18 protein-coding genes are annotated in these 20198 nt (G+C 58.6%); 9 read left to right on the forward strand and 9 right to left on the reverse strand.

The features are described from left to right. The first annotated feature begins 16 nt into the window (after positions 1-16). From HY298_16320 to HY298_16355, 8 genes are all read left to right on the forward strand, one after another. The gene (locus HY298_16320; GenBank protein MBI3851821.1) at positions 17-877 is read left to right on the forward strand and encodes an ABC transporter ATP-binding protein; all 861 of its coding nucleotides are present in this window, start codon (positions 17-19) and stop codon (positions 875-877) included. Positions 878-1283: 406 nt separating this feature from the next. Beyond that, positions 1284-3260 (forward strand): TonB-dependent receptor, encoded by a 1977-nt coding sequence (locus tag HY298_16325; GenBank protein ID MBI3851822.1) that lies wholly within the window; start codon positions 1284-1286, stop codon positions 3258-3260. Between the two features lie 59 nt (positions 3261-3319). After that, entirely contained in the window at positions 3320-3847 is a 528-nt protein-coding gene (locus tag HY298_16330; protein MBI3851823.1) for a YfiR family protein, read from the forward strand. A gap of 2 nt (positions 3848-3849) precedes the next feature. Next, the gene (locus HY298_16335) at positions 3850-5388 is read left to right on the forward strand and encodes a HAMP domain-containing protein (GenBank protein ID MBI3851824.1); all 1539 of its coding nucleotides are present in this window, start codon (positions 3850-3852) and stop codon (positions 5386-5388) included. A gap of 20 nt (positions 5389-5408) precedes the next feature. After that, a complete protein-coding gene (locus HY298_16340; GenBank protein ID MBI3851825.1) occupies positions 5409-5864 on the forward strand; it encodes a response regulator in 456 nt (151 codons plus the stop codon). Between the two features lie 40 nt (positions 5865-5904). Further along, the gene (locus tag HY298_16345) at positions 5905-9096 is read left to right on the forward strand and encodes a PAS domain S-box protein (GenBank protein ID MBI3851826.1); all 3192 of its coding nucleotides are present in this window, start codon (positions 5905-5907) and stop codon (positions 9094-9096) included. Positions 9097-9613: 517 nt separating this feature from the next. Further along, on the forward strand, positions 9614-10471 hold the full coding sequence (locus HY298_16350; GenBank protein MBI3851827.1) for a fibronectin type III domain-containing protein: 858 nt from the start codon (positions 9614-9616) through the stop codon (positions 10469-10471). Between the two features lie 683 nt (positions 10472-11154). Next, positions 11155-12069: a hypothetical protein gene (locus HY298_16355; GenBank protein ID MBI3851828.1), complete on the forward strand. Its 915-nt coding sequence runs from the start codon at positions 11155-11157 to the stop codon at positions 12067-12069. A gap of 266 nt (positions 12070-12335) precedes the next feature. Here the strand turns inward: HY298_16355 and HY298_16360 are convergent, their stop codons facing one another. The 9 genes from HY298_16360 to trpD form a co-directional block, all read right to left on the reverse strand. Then, complete coding sequence (locus HY298_16360) at positions 12336-13526, reverse strand: hypothetical protein (protein ID MBI3851829.1); 1191 nt, start codon at positions 13524-13526, stop codon at positions 12336-12338. A gap of 79 nt (positions 13527-13605) precedes the next feature. Further along, positions 13606-13893: a 4a-hydroxytetrahydrobiopterin dehydratase gene (locus HY298_16365; protein MBI3851830.1), complete on the reverse strand. Its 288-nt coding sequence runs from the start codon at positions 13891-13893 to the stop codon at positions 13606-13608. Positions 13894-13939: 46 nt separating this feature from the next. Then, the gene (locus HY298_16370) at positions 13940-14275 is read right to left on the reverse strand and encodes a hypothetical protein (protein ID MBI3851831.1); all 336 of its coding nucleotides are present in this window, start codon (positions 14273-14275) and stop codon (positions 13940-13942) included. A gap of 40 nt (positions 14276-14315) precedes the next feature. Further along, complete coding sequence (locus tag HY298_16375; protein MBI3851832.1) at positions 14316-15281, reverse strand: DUF4339 domain-containing protein; 966 nt, start codon at positions 15279-15281, stop codon at positions 14316-14318. A 75-nt stretch (positions 15282-15356) separates the two neighbouring features. After that, complete coding sequence (locus HY298_16380) at positions 15357-15821, reverse strand: DUF4339 domain-containing protein (GenBank protein ID MBI3851833.1); 465 nt, start codon at positions 15819-15821, stop codon at positions 15357-15359. A 75-nt stretch (positions 15822-15896) separates the two neighbouring features. Further along, on the reverse strand, positions 15897-16295 hold the full coding sequence (locus HY298_16385) for a DUF2752 domain-containing protein (protein MBI3851834.1): 399 nt from the start codon (positions 16293-16295) through the stop codon (positions 15897-15899). 32 nt (positions 16296-16327) lie between these two features. Then, positions 16328-16831 carry a DUF4190 domain-containing protein gene (locus tag HY298_16390; GenBank protein MBI3851835.1) on the reverse strand — a complete coding sequence of 168 codons (504 nt, stop codon included), beginning with the start codon at positions 16829-16831 and terminating at the stop codon, positions 16328-16330. 48 nt (positions 16832-16879) lie between these two features. Next, positions 16880-17740: a DUF4190 domain-containing protein gene (locus HY298_16395; protein MBI3851836.1), complete on the reverse strand. Its 861-nt coding sequence runs from the start codon at positions 17738-17740 to the stop codon at positions 16880-16882. 190 nt (positions 17741-17930) lie between these two features. Then, positions 17931-19031, reverse strand: a complete 1101-nt coding sequence (gene trpD / locus HY298_16400) for an anthranilate phosphoribosyltransferase (protein MBI3851837.1) — start codon at positions 19029-19031, stop codon at positions 17931-17933. A 180-nt stretch (positions 19032-19211) separates the two neighbouring features. On the opposite strand from trpD, the gene HY298_16405 reads away from it, so the two are divergent. Then, positions 19212-20180, forward strand: coding sequence for a threonylcarbamoyl-AMP synthase (locus HY298_16405; protein ID MBI3851838.1), 969 nt, complete (start codon positions 19212-19214; stop codon positions 20178-20180). Positions 20181-20198 lie beyond the last annotated feature (18 nt).

Genomic DNA, 20198 nt, shown 5'->3' on the forward strand with positions numbered 1-20198 from the left:
GGCCGCGCACAGGGCGATGTCCGAAGGTTCCTCGCTCCGCCTCGTGGACGTGAGAAAGGAGTTTCCGGCGCCGGATGGCATGGAGTTTCGCACCGTGGCTTTGGACGGTGTGACCTTGTCGGTGGTGGCCGGTGAATTGGTTTCGCTCGTCGGCCCCAGTGGTTGCGGCAAATCCACGTTGCTGCGGCTCATTGCGGGCCTCGATACTCCGAACTCCGGTGAGCTTTGGGTCGGGAGCGAACCGATCAACAGTCCAAGTGCCGAACGCGGTCTGGTGTTTCAGGATCCCAACCTTTTTCCCTGGCTCACGGTGCGCCGCAACATTCAAGCGGGCCTGGTCGCGCGCGGTTTGCTGCATCAAAAGCGTCACGAGGTGGACGAATATGCGCGCCTCGTCGGTTTGGAAGGATTCGCCAACGCGTATCCGCACCATCTCTCCGGCGGCATGGCACAGCGCGCGGCTCTGGCGCGGGCGTTGATCAACCATCCTAAAATTCTGCTGCTCGACGAGCCGCTGGGCGCGCTCGACGCCTTCACGCGGATGCGCATGCAGGACGAAGTGCTGCGGCTCTGGCAGGCGCGCCGCACGACGATGCTTCTGGTCACGCACGACATTGACGAAGCGATTTACATGAGCGACCGCATCGTCATCATGACGCCGCGCCCCGGCCGCATCGAACGGACGATTCCGGTGACCCTCGCGCGGCCGCGTCTGCGCAGCAGTGCGGAATTCCTCCGCCTGCGGGGCGAGATTCTGGAGTTGCTCCATTTCTCCGGCAGTGCGGCGAGCGATGGCGACTTGAGCCTGAGCCTGCGACTGGACAACGGTGGGGCTGCCTCCAGCAATCCCGAGTTCAATTCTGAATCCGCTTCCTAACCGAATACGTTTCCTTCAGATCAACGCGTGTTCCATCGCAGACCGCGAGGGACTTCTGGCTGACACGAAAGGTGTGGGCCGGGGCGGGCACGGTCCGGCGAACAAACTTTGCACTCGCACAGTTCAAACCCCTTGCACAGTGGAAGTTCGTTCGATTATGCTCCCTCCGAAACACGACACGGTGAAGGAATACGACTGCCTTCGAATCGCGAACGGCTGATTTTATGAAAGGTGATTCCACGACCCAACGGTGGGGAGAATTTTGCCATGCCGAGATCGCGATTTCTCCCGCAGGCCCAGGGGGCCTTGGCCCTGCGCCGCTGGCGCGATTTTTGGCGACGTCCGGCAGGAGGTTGGCGGCGGTTCGTGGTTGTTCAAAGCTCAAAATCATTCACCCCAGGAACCCATGAAATCTCGCGCGACCCAACGCTGTACGACCCGGCGGAAGTCCCGGCGTGCCTGGTCACCGGCCCACGCCTTCATGGTTTTGGGCTTGGTCATTTTCGCGAGCGACGCCCCCGGCCAAACCCAGGAGACCCTGCCGCCGCCCAGCGTGATGAAGAAGTTGAGCGTGGATGAGTTGATGGACATTGACGTGACCTCGGTTTCCAAGCGGCCGGAAAAATTATCCGGCACGGCTTCCGCCATCCAGGTCATCACGCAGGAAGACATTCGTCGTTCCGGCGCGGCGAGTCTTCCCGAAGCCTTGCGGTTGGCGTCGAATCTGGAGGTGGCGCAGGTGGATTCACGGCAGTGGGCCATCAGCGCGCGCGGATTCAGCAGCACGACCGCCAACAAATTGCTGGTGCTGGTGGATGGGCGCACGGTTTATACGCCGCTGTTCTCGGGCGTGTTTTGGGACGCGCAGGACACGTTGCTGGAGGACGTTGACCGGATTGAAGTGATCAGCGGACCCGGCGCCACGTTGTGGGGTGCGAATGCGGTGAATGGGGTGGTCAACATCATCACCAAGTCGGCGAAGGACACGCAAGGATTGCTCGTGCTCGGTGGCGGCGGCACGGAACTGCGCGACTTCGGTGGCATTCGTTACGGCGGGACCTTGAGCTCCAATCTGTACTATCGGGTCTATGGCAAATATTTTGACCGGGACAGTGCGGTGGTTCCCAGCGGTCGGGATGCGACCAATGATTGGTACAAGGGGCAGGGCGGTTTTCGCCTGGATTGGGACGCGACCGAGGCCAACCTGCTCACCTTGCAAGGGGATATTTACGATGGCCGGATCGCGCAGCCGGGGACCGCCGGCGACATAGCCGTGGCGGGCGGCAATGTGCTGGGCCGTTGGTCGCACACAGTTTCGGAAGCGTCCGATTTCAAATTGCAATTGTACTACGACCGGACGCACCGCGATATTCCGGGCACGTTTGCCGAGGACCTGGACACCTACGACCTGGATTTTCAACACCGGTTCCCCATTGGCGAGCGCAATGACATCGTTTGGGGACTTGGCTACCGGCTGATCGAGGATGACGTCGGCAACACGGCCGCGCTGGCGTTTCTCCCGGCCCGCCTCTCGCGGCAGTGGTTCAGCGGATTTGTGCAGGATGAAATTGCGTTGGTGAGGGACCGGCTGCACTTGACGCTGGGCACGAAGCTCGAACACAACGATTACACCGGCTTTGAAGTCCAGCCCAGCGGCCGCCTGGCGTGGAACGTCACCCAACATCAGACCGTGTGGGGCGCCGTTTCACGCGCCGTCCGGACGCCGTCGCGCATTGACAACGATTTTTTTGCGCCGGGCAACCCGCCTTTCACCTTACTGCAAGGCGGCACTAATTTTGTTTCCGAGGAACTGCTGGCCTACGAGCTGGGCTACCGCATTCAACCGCACCCGCGGCTTTCCCTGTCGCTGGCGGCTTATTACAACGACTATGACAACCTGCGCAGCGTGGAAAAAGTCAACCCGCCGGCGCCGTTTCCCATCGTGATTGCAAATGGACAGGAAGGCGAATCCTACGGCGCGGAGTTGACGGCGGAATACCGGGTCACGGACTGGTGGCGGTTGCGGGCGGGCTATACCGAGTTGCGAATTCATGTGCGGGCCAAGCCCGGCAGCACGGACACCAGCAACGGCAGCGGTGAATCGCATGACCCGAATCACCAGGTCACCGTGCGCTCGTCGTGGGATTTGCCCGGGCATTTGGAGTTCGACGCGGGTTTTCGTTACGTGTCGCAGATTGAGAATCAGAAGGTCCCGGCGTATGAGGAGTTGGAAGCGCGCCTGGCCTGGCGACCGATTCCCAAGCTGGAATTGTCCATCGTCGGCCAGAACCTTTTGCACAATCATCATCCTGAGTTTGGCGCCCTGGCGTCGCGCCAGGAGATCGAACGCAGCGTTTACGGAAAGGTGACATGGCGATTTTGAAGGTAGCAACATGCCGACGCGCAATCCGGCGCCTGAAGGGCTGGTCTTGGATCTGGCTTGTGATATTCACCGGGCTGATCTTGGGCGGGTTGAATCTGACCGCGCAGACAGACATCTCCAAGGAATACAAAGTCAAAGCCGCGTTTCTGTATAACTTTTCCCAGTTCGTGGACTGGCCGGCGGAAGCCTTTCCCGAAGTGCGCGCGCCGCTGGTCATCGGCGTGCTTGGGGAAGACCCGTTTGGCGCCTATCTGGACGAGATTGTGCGCGGCGAAAAAGTGAACAACCACCCCTTGGTCGTCCAACGGTATCGGCGCGTCGAGGAAATCAAGACCTGCCACATTCTCTACGTCAGCCAGTCGGAAACCAACCAGTTGGAGCAGATTTTCACGAGCTTGAAAGGCCGCAATATTCTCATGGTGGGGGACGTCGATGGTTTTACCCTGCGCGGCGGCATGATCCGATTCGTCACGGAAAAAAACAAAATCCGGTTTCGGATCAATGTCGAGGCCGCCAAAGCCGCCAAGCTGACGATCAGTTCCAAACTGTTAAGGCCGGCGGAGATTGTCGCTCCCGGAAAGGATTGACCATGTTGCTCCAAGACATGCCGATTCGGCGCAAGCTCATGCTGATCATTTTGCTGACCAGCGTGGCGGTCTTGCTGTTGATGCGCTCGGTGTTCTTCGTTTACGAATTTCTGACGTTCCGGCAGACGACGCTCCGGCAACTTTCCACAGTTGGAGAAGTCATCGCCGCCAACAGCACCGCTGCGCTCGCCTTCGACAACCAGGACGATGCGAAGGAAATCCTGGCGGCGCTCAAGGCGGAACGCCACATTGTGGCCGCCGCTCTGTACGACCAGGAGGGAAAACTCTTTTCGAAATATCCCGCTGACTTGCCTGCCAGCGCCTTTCCCCGCGCGCCGGGAAGGGAAGGGTATGGGTTCGCACACTCGTCGCTGGCCGGCTTTCAGTCGGTGGTGCAGGGCGACAACCGGCGTTTGGGCACGCTCTACCTGCAACTGGACACGGGCGCCATCATGCACCAGTGGTTCCGCAATTCCATTGGGATCGCCGTCGCCGTGATCGCCATCACCATCATCGTCGCCTACCTGATTTCCGAAGTGCTCCAAAAACGAATCTCTCAGCCCATCCTGTCCCTGGCGGAAACCGCCCGGGCCATCTCCGATCATCGCGATTATTCGGTTCGGGCCAAAAAACTGGGCGCGGACGAATTGGGGCTGCTCACGGATGCGTTCAACCAGATGCTCGCGCAAATCCAGGCGCAAAACCTCGCCTTGCGCGACAGTGAGGCCCGCCTGCGCAGCGCTTTGCAAACAGCGCAAGACGCCGAGGAAGAGGTGCGCCAATCCAACCTCGAACTGGAGACCCGGGTGGCCCAGCGCACCGCGCAACTGGAAACCGCCAACAAGGAGCTGGAGGCCTTTTCCTATTCCGTGTCGCACGACTTGCGCGCGCCGCTGCGCCACATCAGTGGCTTCATCACCCTGTTGCAGAAGCGGGTTGAAGGGACGCTGGATGGCAAGAGCCAGGAATATTTCAAGACCATTTCCGAGTCGTCCAAGCGGATGAATTGCCTGATCGACGACCTGCTGTCCTTTTCCCGAATGGGGCGCGCGGAATGTCGCGCGGCCCCCGTCAACCTCGATCAATTGGTCCAGGATACGATCAACAGTTTGCGGCCCGAAACTGAAGGACGCGACATCGTTTGGAAGATCAGGCCGCTCCCCACGGTGCAGGCGGACCTTGCCCTCCTGCGCCAGGCGATGGCCAATCTGATTTCCAACGCGCTCAAATACACCCGGACCCGCCCCCGTGCCGAGATTGAAATCGGCGCCCAGTCCGACGCCAAGGAAAATGTCTTGTTCATTCGCGATAACGGGGTCGGTTTTGACATGCAATATGCGCACAAACTGTTTGGGGTGTTTCAACGCCTTCATCGAGCCGAAGAGTTTGAAGGCACAGGCATTGGCCTGGCCAACGTGCACCGGATCATCCTGCGGCACGGCGGGCGCACCTGGGCCGAAGGCAAAGAGGGCGCCGGCGCCACGTTTTATTTTTCCCTCCCCCGGCAGCCGGGTTTAACCAGCGAAGCCCGCAACCAATGACCCGCAACCAGCCATCCACCATGAATTCACTCAAACGCATTCTCCTGGTCGAGGACAGCAAGGAAGACATCGAACTCACGCTGACCGCCTTGGAGGAGCACCATCTGGCCAACGCGGTCGTCGTGGCTCACGACGGCGGTCTCGCGCTGGACTATTTGAAGCGGCGCGGAAAATTCAGCGGCCGGACCCAGGGCGAACCCGCCGTCGTGTTTCTGGACCTGAAACTGCCCAAAGTGGATGGCCTGGAAGTGCTCCGCCAGATGAAGGCGGACGAACACCTGCGCCTCATCCCCGTGGTCGTCCTCACTTCCTCGCGCGAAGAACAGGACCTGGCCAGAGGGTATCAGCTCGGCGCCAATGCCTACGTCGTCAAGCCGATTGATTTCGAAGTGTTCATCCAGACGATCAAAGAATTGGGTCGCTTCTGGGCCTTGCTCAACGAGCCACCGCCGGGCAGCCTGCGACAAGTCGAGTGAGACTTGCGCTCAGGAAATAAGCAGCCGGCGACGGAATGATATGAAGCAGACATTAAAGATTCTTCATTTGGAAGACAACGCAGTGGATGCTGCGCTGGCGCAGGAGATGTTGGACGAAGCCGGTGTGGCTTGTGAGGTGAAGCGGATTCAGACGCGGGAAGGTTTTCACGCCGCGCTGGAGCAGGGCGACTTTGACTTGGTCATTTCGGATTTCGCGCTACCCAACTTCGACGGATTATCGGCTTTAAAACTGGTTCAGCAAAAGTACCCCGGGAAACCATTCCTCTTCCTTTCCGGCACGATGGGCGAAGAAGCGGCAGTGGAATCGTTGAAACAGGGCGCCACCGATTATGTGCTCAAAGATCGCTTGCCGCGTTTGGCTGCGTCGGTGCAACGAGCGGTGCAAGAGGCGGCGGAACGGACCGAGCGCCAGCGAGCGGAGGAGGCGTTGCGGCAATCGGAGGAGCGCTTCGCCAAGGCCTTTCGCGCGCTCTCTGTGGGTCTCAGCCTTGCCCGGCTGTCCGACGGGTGCTTCCTCGAAGTCAATGACGCTTTCCTGCGGTTGTTTGGTTTTCAGCGGGAAGAAGTGCTGGGCCACACCGCCTTGGAATTGGGCCTGTGGCCGAATTCCCATCGGCGACAGGAATTGACCGCGCGGCTGCAGGCAGAGGGTTCATTGAAGAACGTGGAGGCAAAGGCCCGCAAGAAATCGGGGAAGTTGGGCGACATGCTCATGTCCATGGAGCTGGTCGAGATGGCGGGAGATCAATGTATTCTGGCGTTGTTTGAGGACATCACCGAGCGCAAGCGCGCGGAGGAAGCGCTGGCCACGGAGACGGTTCGCTACAAAACCCTCATGGAACTTTCTGGCGATTCGATTCACGTGCTGGATGCGAACGGTGATCTGGTGGAAGCCAACGCCGCATTTTACCGCGGACTGGGCTACACCGCCGAGGACATGAAGGGCCTGAACGTGGCGGACTGGGAGGCCCGCTTCACGCGCGAAGAACTGCAGGATCGATTGCGCGAGTTGGTAAAGGGCAGCGCCGCGTTTGAATCGCAGCACCGACGCAAGGACGGCACGCTCTTCGACGTGGAGGTCGGGGTGACGGGTGTCCGGCTGGAAGGGAAACCATTGTTGTTCTGCATCAGCCGCGACATTACCGGGCGGAAGCAGGCGGAACGGGCCGTGCGCGCGAGCCAGCAACGCATGGAGCTCTTGCTGCAATCCACCGGCGAAGGCATCTACGGCATGGACGGGGAAGGCCGGTGCACGCTCATCAACCGCGCCGGCGCGGCAATGTTCGGCTGGAAACCCGACGCCATGCTGGGCCAGAAAATCCACGCGCTGATGCATCACCACAAGGCGGACGGCTCGCCTTATCCGGCGGAGGACTGCGCCATCATTCGCGCATTTCAGAAAGGTGAAAGCGTGCGCGTGAGCACGGAGGTTTTCTGGCGCCAGGATGGCTCGTCGTTTCCGGTGGAATACGCCTCGTTCCCGATTTTTGACGACGGAAAAATCACCGGCACGGTGGTCAGTTTCGCGGACATCACCGAGCGCAAGCGGGCCGAACAACGGCTGGCCACGCACCATGCCGTCACGCGCATTCTCGCGGAATCGCCTACGCTGGCCGAAGCCGCCAATAAAATCCTGCACACCATCTGCCAGAACCTGCAGTGGGACTTGGGCGGACTCTGGGCCGTGGACCGCCCGGCCAAAGTGCTGCGTTGCGTGGAACTGTGGCATCCACCTTCGACCGAATTTGAAGAGTTCGTCGCGTTGACTCGCAAGACAGTATTGGCGCCGGGCGAATGTCTGCCGGGCCGCGTTTGGGCGGGTGGCCGGTCCGCCTGGATTTCGGATATAACCAAAGAAACCAATTTCCCCCGACGGTTCGTGGCGGAACGGTTGAATTTGCGCGGCGCGATTGGTTTTCCCATCCGGCGGCGGGACGAAGTCATCGGCGTGATCGATTTGTTCAGCGGCCAGACCCGCGAGCCGGATGCCGAAATACTGGCGATGTTCGCGACCATCGGCAGCCAGATCGGGCAATTCATCGAGCGCAAAGAGGTCGAAGACAAATTCCGGCAGTCGCAAAAGATGGAGGCCATCGGGCAACTGGCCGGTGGCGTGGCGCACGACTTTAACAACATCCTCACCATCATCCAGGGCTACACGCAGATGTTGTTGGAGGAAAAAGAATTTGCCGGCGAGACGAAGGAACAGTTGCAAGAGGTGCTCACCGCGGCGCAACGGGCTGCCAATCTGACGCGCCAGTTGCTGACCTTCAGCCGTAAACAGGTCATGCAGTCCCGTACGCTGAGTCTGAACGAGGTGATCGAAAATCTGAGCAAGATGCTCCGGCGCATTATCGGCGAGGACGTGCGCTTTCAGACGGAACTGGCGCCGCAGTTGCCGACCCTCCAGGCCGATGCCGGGATGTTGGAACAGGTGCTGATGAATCTCTCGGTCAATGCGCGCGACGCCATGCGCAAAGGCGGCCAGTTGACCCTCGCTACGGAGTTGTTCCTCGCGGACAGCGCCTACGTGCGCCAGCGGCCCGAGGCGCGCGAAGGAGAATTCGTCTGCCTGTCGGTACGGGACACCGGTTGCGGGATGCCGCCTGAAATCTTGGAGCACATCTTCGAACCGTTCTTCACCACCAAAGCCGTGGGCGAAGGGACCGGCCTCGGTCTGGCGACGGTGTTCGGGATAGTGCAACAGCACCGAGGTTGGATCGAAGTGAGCAGCCAGTCCGGTCGCGGCAGCACCTTCAAGGTCTTCCTGCCGACGGCCAAAGCGGAGATCGCGTTGGAAGAACCAGTCATTGCGCCGAAGGAACTGGAGGGCACGGAAACCATCCTGCTGGTGGAAGATGAGGTGGCGTTGCGCGGCTTGACCAAAAAGGTATTGGAACGGCGCGGCTATCAGGTTCTGGAGGCCGCTTCGGGGATCGCGGCGCTGGCGGTGTGGGACCAGCACCGGGCGCAGATTGATCTGTTGTTGACCGACCTGGTGATGCCGGGGGGCTTGAACGGACGTGAACTGGCGCAAAAGTTGACGGCGCAAAAACCCGCGTTGCGTGTGCTCTACACCAGCGGCTACAGCGAGAAACCGGGTGACACCGAGTTTTTGCTGAAGGCGGGCCGGCATTTTCTGCACAAGCCTTATCATCCGGACAAACTCCTCCAAGCCATCCGTAGTTGTCTGGATGAAGCTCGGACGTAACTCATGTCCTGAACATCCAATCGACCGCGCCGCTCACCCCGGCCCTCTCTGAGATCGGCGCGAGTCCTGCCGCGCGGCGATGCCTGCTCCGGTCTATGCGTGCCCCGCGCAGGAATCACGTCCGTCTTTTTGACAACGATTTCAAGGTTTGTCCCGATTGCTTGTAGGAGAATCCTCGCCGGACGTGTCAGACAATTACCGACACGTTGTAGGACAAAGGCGGAGGCGCGTCTCCGTACTGGAAGGGAGGGCCGCCTCCGTTCCTTTCGAAAAAAGTGCGGCCCGAATTCGCGCTGAAACTCCCGACCCCGTTTTTTTGCAATGCCGAGGGCAGGAAGAACACGGACTTCATTGTCGCGCGCACTCACTCGTTCAGAAATGCACCGGCGAAAAAGTTTCCACCGCGGTGTAGGACAACTTCGCTCCGTCGCGCATCCACCGCTGTGCGCAGTGCCGGTAAAATTCCGGTGGCACCTCCGCTGCTCAGCGTCCTCACGTGATTCGAAATTTTATTTTTATGGATGCAGCCCAGAGCAAAGCGAAAGTCTTCTCTCACAAACTTCCCGGGATGGTCGCCGGACTGTTTCTCTGGACGCTTACGGTCAGCGGTGCGGGCGTCACGCTGGAATGGGGACCCAGTCCGGACCCCTACGTGGCCGGCTACGCGCTCTACTATGGCACTGCGAGCGGCAACTATTCCCAACGCCTCGACGTCGGTAACCAAACCACGGCCACCGTCACAAACCTGACTCCGGGGGAGCGATATTATTTTGTGGTGACGGCCTACAACATTTTGGGCCTGGAAAGCGAGCCCTCAAACGAAGTTGCGTACGACGTGCCTGCCACCGTGCCAACGAACGAACCGCCAAGGGTGATTGCCGGGCCGGATCAGACCGTGTTTGGTCCGGCCACGGCCAATTTGCAGGGCACTGTGACTGACGACGGATTGCCGATTATTCCGGGTTCCGTCGCCACGACGTGGTTTGTGCTCAGTGGCCCGGGCACAGTGACCTTTGCCAATAGCAACGCCGTCGCCACGACCGCCACCTTTTCTACCCCGGGGGCTTATGTGGTATGCCTCAAGGCCTTTGATGGCGAGTTGATTTCCACCAACGACCTGACTGTGACCGTCTTGGCCAGCTCGGACCCGGCACCGTTCATTTCGAGCTTCAACGTCACCGCGCAAGGTGCAGCACTGGCATGGACGAGCCTGCCGGGCCGGCTGTACCGCGTGGTTTACAAGGATGATCTCAAAGCTGCCCAGTGGAGCGTGGCTTCGCCGGACTTAAGCTCCACGGGCAGCTCGATGAATTGGGTGGATGCGAGCGCCGTCCCGAGCGGTCAACGATTTTATTCGGTGGTTCTGCTGCCTTAGAGCGGTTGCCAAAATAAATTTCCGAATAGAAACACCCGGACCCCTCACCCGGTTTTCGACCACCCTCCCCATGAACCCTGTAGCGCAGTGTCCGTCCCGGCTGCGAGTTGCGGCAGCGTCCCGCTGTCAGCGCGAACGCCCGGCGGGACGCCTGGCCAACTCGCAGGCCAAGACGCCCGCGCTACGTCGTCGCCCGTCTGGTTCAGGGGTTTAATGCGCGATATTTCCTTTCGTGGAATTCTCTCACCATCCGATGGGGAAGAGGGACGGGGTGAGGGGCAATTCGGAAACTAATTCAGGCAGACAGTATGGACGGTGGGAGCACGGTTGGCGGCAACCTTGCCTGCCTCTCGCACTGCTCCAGGTTCCGGTGAAATCGAAGTTCGAAACTCGAAGGTCGAAACCCGAAATAAATTCGAAGCCCGAACGTCGTCACGCTCAAAGGCATGGTGTGGCTTGGGATTTCGGACTTCGGAACGCTTTCGGGATTCGGCTCCCGGAATTCGGACTTGCCCTTGATCCGCCGCTGACGCGAATGCTTGGGGCAACCCTGGCGGCTCAACCGCCCACTTTTCGTGCGTGACATTCTCGATGGCATCTTCTAACTTACTTCCGTATGCGTTCGCTGAACTGATACCTCTCCTGCCCCGAGCACGAACTGTCTCCATTCTCCTCCCGCTTCTATGCCTGAAAAAAACCTGGTTCATCTCACGGATGCGGAGGGCACCACGGCCATGATTGCGCCGGAACTGGGCGGCTGGCTTTTGCGTTACGCCCGGCCACTGCCCAAGCATGGACTCGTTGAGGCGCTGCACTTCTCCCAGGCGGTGATCGACCGTTACCCGCGCGAGATGTACGCGGGCAACCCGGTTCTTTTTCCGCTGGCCAGCAAGAACATCGCCGGCGGCAAGGACCATCACTACGAATGGAACGGCCGGCTTTTTCCCATGCCGCAGCACGGTTTCGCGCGCCGGTTGAAATGGGCGATCGTGGAGCAAACCGCCACGGCGTTGACGATGGAACTGACGGACAATGAACAGACGCGCGCCAGTTATCCCTTCGCCTTCCGGCATCGCTTGAGTTATCGGCTCGACCAGGGACGGTTGCGTTGGGAACAGGTGGTGGAGAATCGCGGCGCTGAGCCGATGCCCTTCAGCACCGGTTTCCATCCTTACTTTCGAGTGCCGCTGACACCCAGGAGTGAACGCGCGGTGTGTTTCGTGGAAATCCCGGAAGGCCGGCGGCTCACGCCCCAGGGCAACTGGGAACGCTTCCCGGGGAAATCCTTTCCCGCTCAGAACTGGAGCGTGCAGGAGGATGTTTCCGCGACGATGTTTCTGACCGACCTGAAAAAACCGGAGTTGATCTTGATCGACCCGGTCAGCGAACTGGAGGTGGCGCTGAATTTCGAGGAAGCCCCGCGCCATCGCTTCGTTGCGTTTTGGGCCAGATCACCCGAAGAACCGTTTTACTGTCTGGAGCCGTGGACGGCGTTGCCCAATTGTTTCAGCCGGCCGAAGGATCGCGAGCTGATCGTCCTCGCCTCAAACGAGACCTTTCGTGCGGCCATGTGGATGCAATTGCGCCCGATGGCGTGATCCTGGCATGGCGTCGAAGACCCGCATGCGGACTTTCCACGATCTCAAAATCGCGCAGCGTAACCCTGAACCACGAAAGCCAAATATTTGTCGCATATGAGACAAAAAGCTGGCTTTCATGGTTTGGCGCTTCATGGGGTGAACCACGGACCAGCCACCGGCAGCACTTAAAAGTGCATCGGGACGGTGAATTTGGCCCTCCCAAACTTTGTCGCATATACGACAAAGTTTGGGAGTTGCTTCCGGGAAGGTTCATGGCATTCACTCTATGCTGCGCCATCCACAATCTGACAGACGACGGGTTGAAGTGTTCTTCCGGTGCGCTCTTCGTATTTGCGCGTGATGTGTTCCATGAAACTTTCCGCCTGATGATAGGCCACGAGGTTGATGGTCGCCCCGCCGAAGCCGCCGCCCGTCAATCGCGCCCCATGACAACCCGGATGAGCGCGAGCCAGCTCCACCAAAAGATCGAGTTCAGGGCAACTGTTCTGCAAAAAATCGCGCGAGCTTTCGTGGCTCTGAAACATGTACTGCCCGAGCTGCCTCAGGTCCTCGCCGCGCAACGCTCGTTCCGCCGCCACCACGCGCTGGATTTCCCCAACGACATGATAGGCGCATTGGTATTCGCGTTCGTTCAGCCGCTCTTTGTTGGCTGCCAGAAGTTTTGGCTCCACCGAACGAAGAGATTTGACCCCGAGCGCGTGCGCCGCGGATTCACACAGCCGGCGCAGCTCGTTGTAACGGCCTTCAACCAGTTCCCGTTTCACGCCGCTGTGGCAAACAATGATCGCCTCGCCAATGAGCGGCGTGGTTTCGACAGTAGAAAACCGGCAATCGATGCTCATGATGTTCCACGCCTTGCCAAACAGTACGGAGATTTGATCGAGCAGGCCGCAATTCACGCCGACGAATTGCGTTTCCGCCGCGTGGCACAATCGGGCGAGGCGCATTCTTTCATCGGCTGTTGGCGACGGCAATTCGCCTTTGCCATTTCGTTTGGGCGGCAAGGTGTCGCCGGTTTCTCCCAGGCTGAAGGAATGGAGCGCGCGAATCGTCAGCGCCGTTGCCACTTCCAACGCCGCCGAACTGCTCATACCCGCGCCGAGCGGCAGCGTGCCGTGCACGGCCGCGTTGAAGCCGGTGAAGTGCACGCCACGTTTGCGGAGTTGATCGAGCACGCCCTTGATGTAATCCGCCCAAGGTGCAGCGGGATTCCTTTTGAATTCACTCGACCAAAAAAGTTCACGACCTGGAAACGCGGAGGAGACGAGTTCAATCTTGCCGTCGTTGCGCGGCGCGGAAGCAAGGTAAATGTATTTGTCGATGGCCAGCGACAGGACCAAGCCTTCGTTGTAATCGGTATGGTTGCCGAGCAGTTCGAGCCGGCCCGGCGCGTGGACGACGTGCACCGGCGGATAGCCAAAGTGGCGTTTGAAAAGTGTCTTGACGTCAACCATGAGGCGGAGACGTGATTCGTGATGCGTGATTCGTAACTGGTGAAGCTGGTGCGAACCGGCCAGAGTCACGCATCACGCATCACGCATTCGTTTCGAGCCGGTCAAACTTCTTTGCGAGATCGAAATCCTTCTCCGTCAGGCCGCCCTGATCGTGGGTGCTCAGGGTGAGCGTGACCTTGTTCCAGCGGATGTCGATGTCGGGGTGGTGATTCGCTCTTTCCGCCATGTCGGCGACGGCATTGACGAATTGGATCGCTGCGGGAAAATCCTTGAATTGGCGGGTTCGGGTGATGGCGTCGCCATTTCTTTTCCAATCCGGCACGGACGGAAGCACGGCTTCGATTTGAGCAGGAGTATATTTTGGCATGACCAACCCATGCCACAGAGATTCGTTCAGGTCACGCGAAAATCAGCTATTTTGGACTAGGGAGAAATGGAGGGGCATTTGATTTGTCGCTTCCTTCTTCGCGGCGCGCTTCGCTAAGGATGCTCAGGCTCGTGACCAGCGACCAAAGCAACGAAAACAAATAAACTGCGATTCCGAATAAAGCCCAGCGCAACATTTGCCAAAGCTCACGAAAATAAGCGCCAATGTCCTCGTGCGGTTGATGCAAACGGTCCCAGTTGCCGATGTACCAAGCGATGAATCGTATTCCAAAGTACACCGTTAGTATCAAACCCAGCAGCCCGATGAACACTTGCACATAACCTATAACCCGGCCTGCCAACAAAGACCCGAAGCCCGGCATTGCCAAATTAGTCGTCAGGCAACCCCAAGCTGTTTGCCGACTAAGGGGCTGCCGTGGTCCGAGCGCCAAAGATATCTTCATAGGCATACATCAATGCACCCAGAGCAAACGGCAGATTCAAGAACAAGACAAGTTGAGAAAACAACGTCATCGACGCGCTGACCTTGACCAGTTCCATGATCCGCGTGAAATCGAATCCGCCAGTTGTCGAACTGGAGAACATGGAAAATATCGCCATGGAGGTTTTCGCCGCAGCGTAGGCCTCAAACAAAACAAATGGCAAAAAGGCGACCAGCATCAAAACAAAGACTTGAAACCAAATCCGTGTAACAACCTTTCGGCTCAATTCCATCGCGGGCCAAAATTCCAGTCGCTTGTCCGCTACTAAAGGCACGCTGAACTTCCATGCAATCAAGAGATAAACTCCTGGCACCAAACAAAGCATCCAGCCAATTCCCGTTAGTATGGCGGTCAGCAAACCAGCCAGCATCAGTTGGGCAAAACCCGGGCCAAATCCGGCGAACACGTCGCTCGCGCTTGCAGGCTGATTACGAATTCGTTTCAAAAAGATCAGATAAAGCCCACCCAGAAGTGCACCGGTCAACAGCAAGTAAATAATACTGCCGATGATCGGAATAAACCTTGTGACTAAATTCATTAACCAAGTCAAAAAACTTGCACCAAAAAGCAAGCCCGTGTTGTCTGTCATCAATCGCCACGAACGGGTCAAGCAACTGCCTATCTGAAGATCAGGTTGACGAGCTAGGATTTGATCGACAAAGACTTCTGGATTCGACACGGTGGACGGCGGGACCGGCAAGCGAGACGCTTGCGTACCCAACGCGGATGCAAACTCTGGGAATTGGGAGAGTGGTTTCCATTCCGTGCGGCCTTCTGATTGCGCCGGGGATTGTCCGCTCAGTCGCCCCTCAGCAATCCATTGGCGGATTTGTTCGGCGTCGATAGGGCCATACTCTTTATGATCTCCTCCGATGATCTTATACATGCGCGGAATGTGCCCGGAAATCGGAAAGCCCGTCAAGGTGACACTTCACTCTGCTTCGACTCACCGCCGCACGGTTCAAAACCATTCCTTGCGACCGTCAACATAGGTCCTGACAAACTCTTCGTCCGACTTCGCGAGATAGATGATGCCCTCGATCAGGCCAATGATGTGCGTCACCACGCCGGCCAAACCGCACGTCAACACCGTGACCAGCAGCATGATCAGGCCTGCGCCAGTGTAACCCAGGATGAATTTGTGAATCCCCAGCGAGCCGAGCAATATGCCGCAAACTCCAGCCGGGATCTTGTTCGAAGCGCGCGACGCAATTGGGGAGGTTGGCGAAGCGGCTGCGATGGGCGGCGGAGTGGGTTGGATGTCACCGGCGAATTCCGGGAACGAACCGAGGGCCCGCCACTCAGCGGCTCCCTCCGGCTGAATCAAGGTGTGCGCGTTGGCGCGGTTCTCGGCGATCCAGCGCCGCAGTTGCTCCGCAGTGACCGGCCCATACTGCTGACCGTCCGCTCCGATGATTTTGAACATAGACTTTTTTTGGTTTGGCGACCGGACAGCTTGTAGTCGATCGACCGTGCCAAGGCAAGCACAGTTGCGACACGCTTACGGCGCGAGCCAGATTAAAGGCGCAAACGGCAGATTGCGCAGAATTCCAAACGAGATCACAACTGCGAGTAGCCAACAAATCCAAACAGGGCGGCGAACAACGAAGGGCGATTGAGGTTCCGGTTTGCGCGCAAGGAAACGAATGGCCATCCAAATCAAAAACGGCAGCGACAAAACCCACAGAGGATTGAAACGGAATGCCGCAGCCAGGTTGCCGTGCAGCAATTCGTGCGTGGCACGCAACGCACCGCAACTGGGGCAGAACAAGCCGGTCGAACTATGCAACAAACACCTTGGATAAAGCGCGTACTGAGCCGGATCGAAGAGAAACAAGATTACAAGTCCAGCCGCCAAGCCAAACGCAACGAATCCGAATTGAACACGTGACCTTTCCATGAGTGGGTAGTTAGATTTCAAAAATCATGGCCTTAATGCTTGTTCAACTCCCGCATGATTTCCGGCATGTTCAACGTCACTCCAACAACCAACAGGACAACGATTAAAACGATGCTTAAAATGGACAGAATCAATCCCGCGAGGGCCAAACCTTTCCCTTGTTGAATTTCCGGTTGCTTTTTGATCTGACCAAGTGCGATGGATGAAAAGATAATGCCAAGGATGTTGAACGGGAGTCCATAGCAGCAACAGCCCAAAACGATGGAGCAAATGCCCATCACCAGACCGGCGACCGCCATGCTATTCGTTTTGGGCGCAAGGTGCATGACCTGGAAAGCGGGTGGAGCAGGAGATGACGACGTAACTGTCAATGTAGCGGCGAACTCGGGAAATTCTGCGAGCGGCTTCCACTCCGTCGTGCCTTCCAGCAGGACTTTGGTGCGTGGGTTGGCCCGACCTTCCGCGATCCATTGCCGCAATTGATCCGCCGTGATTGGCCCGTACTCTTTCCCGTCTGCACCGATGATTTTATACATGGAGTGCCTTTCTAATTTGACGTCTCAATGCTCCTTCCGAAAAACCCGTCAGGGTTCCCAGCGCTGCGAGCTGAGTTGCGAACGTGGCCATTGTGCCACCGAGCCGTCCGCGAACGCAACATTGACAGTGCGCGTCGAATGTTGGTGCGCGACCAGTTGTTCGGAGCCGCCCGTGCCGTTCCAGCCGCCGTCGCTTTCAAACAGCAGCACTGTGCGCGGGTTGATTTCCCCTTCCTTTTTGCCGTCGAGATTCCGGTTAAACGCGTAGGCGGAACGTCGCTCGGGATGGGACGGGCACTGAAAAACTTTGGCTGAGCCGACGGTGCTTTGAATGGCGTCGCACCAGGTTGCAGCCGGTGGATACTGGTCTGTATTATCGCCGGCGTAAATTCGCACCGCCAGCGCCAGTTGCTTCATGTTGTTAGCGCAGTTGATTGTCTGAGCTTTCTGCTTTGCTTTGGCTAGTGCGGGCAAGGTCAGCCCCGCCATAAACGGAATGGAGAATAAAAGCATGAAGCCGGACACGCAAATCCCCGCGATGGCGATTCCGTTGCCCGTCAATCGTCCCTGACTGCGGTTGATTTTGGTCAGCGCAATAATTCCCAAAATCAAGCCGACCAGCGCCGTGATACCACAAAATCCCAGTACCCCAAGCACGAGCGAGGCGATGGCCATGCCGCTGGTTTTGGTTTCGACGGAACCAGTCGTGATGGGCGGTGGCGTGGCGCCTGGTTTTGCCGACAAGTCGGCGTCGAACTCAGGCAACGATCCCAGGAGTTGCCAGTCGGCAGCATTTTCAACCTTGATCTTCGATTGCGCGTTGGCGCGGCCTTCGATGATCCATTGGCGCAACTGCTCGGCGGTGACCGGCCCGTACTCCTTTTGGTCCGTCCCCAGGATTTTGTACATGGGCAACCTCTCTACCCCGATGACCAGATTTACGCAAGACGGGAAGCGAGCGGGAAGCAAACCCCAACCCCTCCAAGGAGGGGAGCGGCGCACCGTGGATTGTTCCCCTCTTGGGAGGGGTCAGGGGTGGGTTTGGTTGGCAGCAGGTTCATGGTGGGACCCGGGGTAAGTCCACTCGCATCGTTCTGGTTTAACCCGCCTGCAATTCTTTTAACTTGGCTTCCGCCTTGCCACTGTCGATCACGTCCACGGCCAGATCCCATCCGGCAATCATCGATTTCGTTTTGCCCGCCACAAACAAGGCCGCCGCGGCATTGAGCAAGACCGCACCCCGCTTTGGCCCGCGTTCTTCACCGCTCAAAATATTGCGCACGATTAACGCGTTGTGCTTGCGATCACCGCCCGCCAGATCCGCGAGCGTCGCCGATTGCAACGGGAATTGTTCCGGCGAAAGTTCGGACACGGTGAAGCCACGGTCTTGATAAAACTCGGCGACGGTGTTGCTGCCCAGCGTGGAAAACTCATCGAGATAGGCGGTGGCGTGAGGCGTGAGGCGTGAGGCGTGAGCCGGGGTTCGAGACTCTGGACTCTCGACGGTAAAGGGGACAGTGCCGCACACCACCATCCCGCGTCGGACTTGAAGTGATTGCAACACATGCGCAATCGGCTCGCAAAGCTCGGGCTGCGGCACGCCGATGAGTTGCGCCGTGGGCCGCGCCGGATTGAGCAGCGGGCCGAGGAAATTAAAAATCGTGCGTTGGCCGCGCCCGGCACAGAGCTTGCGCGCGGGGGTGATGTGTTTGAACGCCGGATGATATTTTGGCGCGAAGAAAAAAGCGAACCGATGCTCACGCAACGACTCCGCGGCCCGTTCCGGTGAAAGCTCAATCGGAATGCCCAGTGCTTCGAGCACGTCCGCGCTGCCCGCCTGCGAAGTGATGGCGCGATTGCCGTGTTTGGCCACCGTGATCCCGGCCGCCGCGCAGACCAGTGCGACCGTGGTGGAGATATTGAACGTGTTTAGCCGATCGCCGCCTGTGCCGCAAACATCCAGGATTTCGCGCGTGCGAGTTTCCAAATCGAGCGGCGGCTTGATGGATTTGGCGCGAAGTTCGCGCGCGAAGGCGGCGATCTCATCCGTCGTTTCTCCCTTTTCCGCCAGCGCCGTTAGAAATTCCGCCTTTGACTCGGTTGAAACCGCCTCGTCGATGAGCTGTGCCACGGCGTCGGTCACTTGTTCAGCCGTGAGGGATCTCGCTTGCGTGAGTTGTTCCGTCAAAGTTTTCAGCACGGCCGAAGATTAGGTTCAAAGCTGGAAGTTCAAAGTTCAAAGTTGAGCGCGAAACGTCGCGGGATTTTTCTTGTGTCCTTCGGCGGCTTCTCTGTGCAGATTTCCGGCGTGGGTGCACAAAGTCACGCCAACGCAGAAGTGTTGCCGACGCACACGAAGGAATTGTTTCAGGCGGCCGTGATGCGCGCCACCGAACTGCTCAAGGCCGGCGAGGTCGTCGCCTTGCCGACGGAAACAGTGTACGGGTTGGCCGCCAATGCGTTCAACCGAAAAGCCGTCGAACGTCTCTTCGAAATCAAGGGCCGCCCCGCCCACAATCCAATCATTGTCCATGTGGCCAGTGTGGTAATGGCCCGGCGCTGTGTGGCCGAATGGCCCGCGTTGGCGGATAAGCTGGCCAAGTCATTCTGGCCGGGACCGTTGACACTGGTTCTGCCGTGCGCAAAGGAGATTCCTGAGATCGTCACGGCACACGGACCAACGGTGGGTGTGCGCTGGCCGAGTCATCCATTCATCCAGGCGGTGATCCGCGCCTGTGATTTTCCCTTGGCGGCGCCGAGCGCGAACTTGTCAGGCGCCATTTCACCGACCAACGCCGGCCACGTTCAAAAACATCTGGGCGATAAAATCCCCTTGATTGTCGATGGCGGTCAGGCGCAGGTCGGAATCGAATCGACCGTGCTCGACCTGTCCGTTTCTCCGCCGCGCGTGTTGCGTCCCGGAATGATTCGCGCCGAATCGTTGAAGGCGGTGGCGGAGAATCTCGAATTGCAGATTTCGGATTTCAAATCGTCCGATGTCACGGGCGAACCGCTGCGCAGTCCCGGACAACTCCCGAAACATTATTCGCCGAGAGCCAGATTGGTCATCTGGTCGTGGGCCGACGAAGCCGACCTCAACTCTCAACTCTCAACTCTCAACCCTCAACTCCGCAGCGTTCATGTCATTGCCCACACGCGCATTCCTTCCGGGGCGGGTCTGGGTCGGGTGAGCGTGATTCCGCACGACGCGGAAGCCTTTGCGCGGGCGATTTACGCGGAGTTGCATCAGTGCGATGAAACCGGGGCGGAGTTGATCGTAATGGAGACGTTGCCTTCCGGCGCCGAATGGCAGGCCATCGCCGACCGCCTGCACAGGGCGGCGCGGTGAAAATGGCTGATGTCACAC

The sequence above is a fragment of the Verrucomicrobiota bacterium genome, from assembly GCA_016200005.1.
Lineage (GTDB): Bacteria > Verrucomicrobiota > Verrucomicrobiia > Limisphaerales > PALSA-1396 > PALSA-1396.

Excerpts from the sequence above, each read along its gene's own strand:
- HY298_16335 (MBI3851824.1), top strand. The coding sequence starts at position 3,850 with ATGTTGCTCCAAGACATGCCGATTCGGCGCAAGCTCATGCTGATCATT.
- HY298_16385 (MBI3851834.1), bottom strand. The coding sequence starts at position 16,295 with ATGGAAAGGTCACGTGTTCAATTCGGATTCGTTGCGTTTGGCTTGGCG.
- HY298_16375 (MBI3851832.1), bottom strand. The coding sequence starts at position 15,281 with ATGTATAAGATCATCGGAGGAGATCATAAAGAGTATGGCCCTATCGAC.
- HY298_16345 (MBI3851826.1), top strand. The coding sequence starts at position 5,905 with ATGAAGCAGACATTAAAGATTCTTCATTTGGAAGACAACGCAGTGGAT.
- HY298_16370 (MBI3851831.1), bottom strand. The coding sequence starts at position 14,275 with ATGCCGGGCTTCGGGTCTTTGTTGGCAGGCCGGGTTATAGGTTATGTG.
- HY298_16320 (MBI3851821.1), top strand. The coding sequence starts at position 17 with ATGTCCGAAGGTTCCTCGCTCCGCCTCGTGGACGTGAGAAAGGAGTTT.
- HY298_16390 (MBI3851835.1), bottom strand. The coding sequence starts at position 16,831 with ATGTATAAAATCATCGGTGCAGACGGGAAAGAGTACGGGCCAATCACG.
- HY298_16325 (MBI3851822.1), top strand. The coding sequence starts at position 1,284 with ATGAAATCTCGCGCGACCCAACGCTGTACGACCCGGCGGAAGTCCCGG.
- HY298_16380 (MBI3851833.1), bottom strand. The coding sequence starts at position 15,821 with ATGTTCAAAATCATCGGAGCGGACGGTCAGCAGTATGGGCCGGTCACT.
- HY298_16395 (MBI3851836.1), bottom strand. The coding sequence starts at position 17,740 with ATGTACAAAATCCTGGGGACGGACCAAAAGGAGTACGGGCCGGTCACC.
- HY298_16360 (MBI3851829.1), bottom strand. The coding sequence starts at position 13,526 with ATGGTTGACGTCAAGACACTTTTCAAACGCCACTTTGGCTATCCGCCG.
- HY298_16350 (MBI3851827.1), top strand. The coding sequence starts at position 9,614 with ATGGATGCAGCCCAGAGCAAAGCGAAAGTCTTCTCTCACAAACTTCCC.
- HY298_16365 (MBI3851830.1), bottom strand. The coding sequence starts at position 13,893 with ATGCCAAAATATACTCCTGCTCAAATCGAAGCCGTGCTTCCGTCCGTG.
- HY298_16405 (MBI3851838.1), top strand. The coding sequence starts at position 19,212 with ATGCGCGCCACCGAACTGCTCAAGGCCGGCGAGGTCGTCGCCTTGCCG.
- HY298_16355 (MBI3851828.1), top strand. The coding sequence starts at position 11,155 with ATGCCTGAAAAAAACCTGGTTCATCTCACGGATGCGGAGGGCACCACG.
- HY298_16340 (MBI3851825.1), top strand. The coding sequence starts at position 5,409 with ATGAATTCACTCAAACGCATTCTCCTGGTCGAGGACAGCAAGGAAGAC.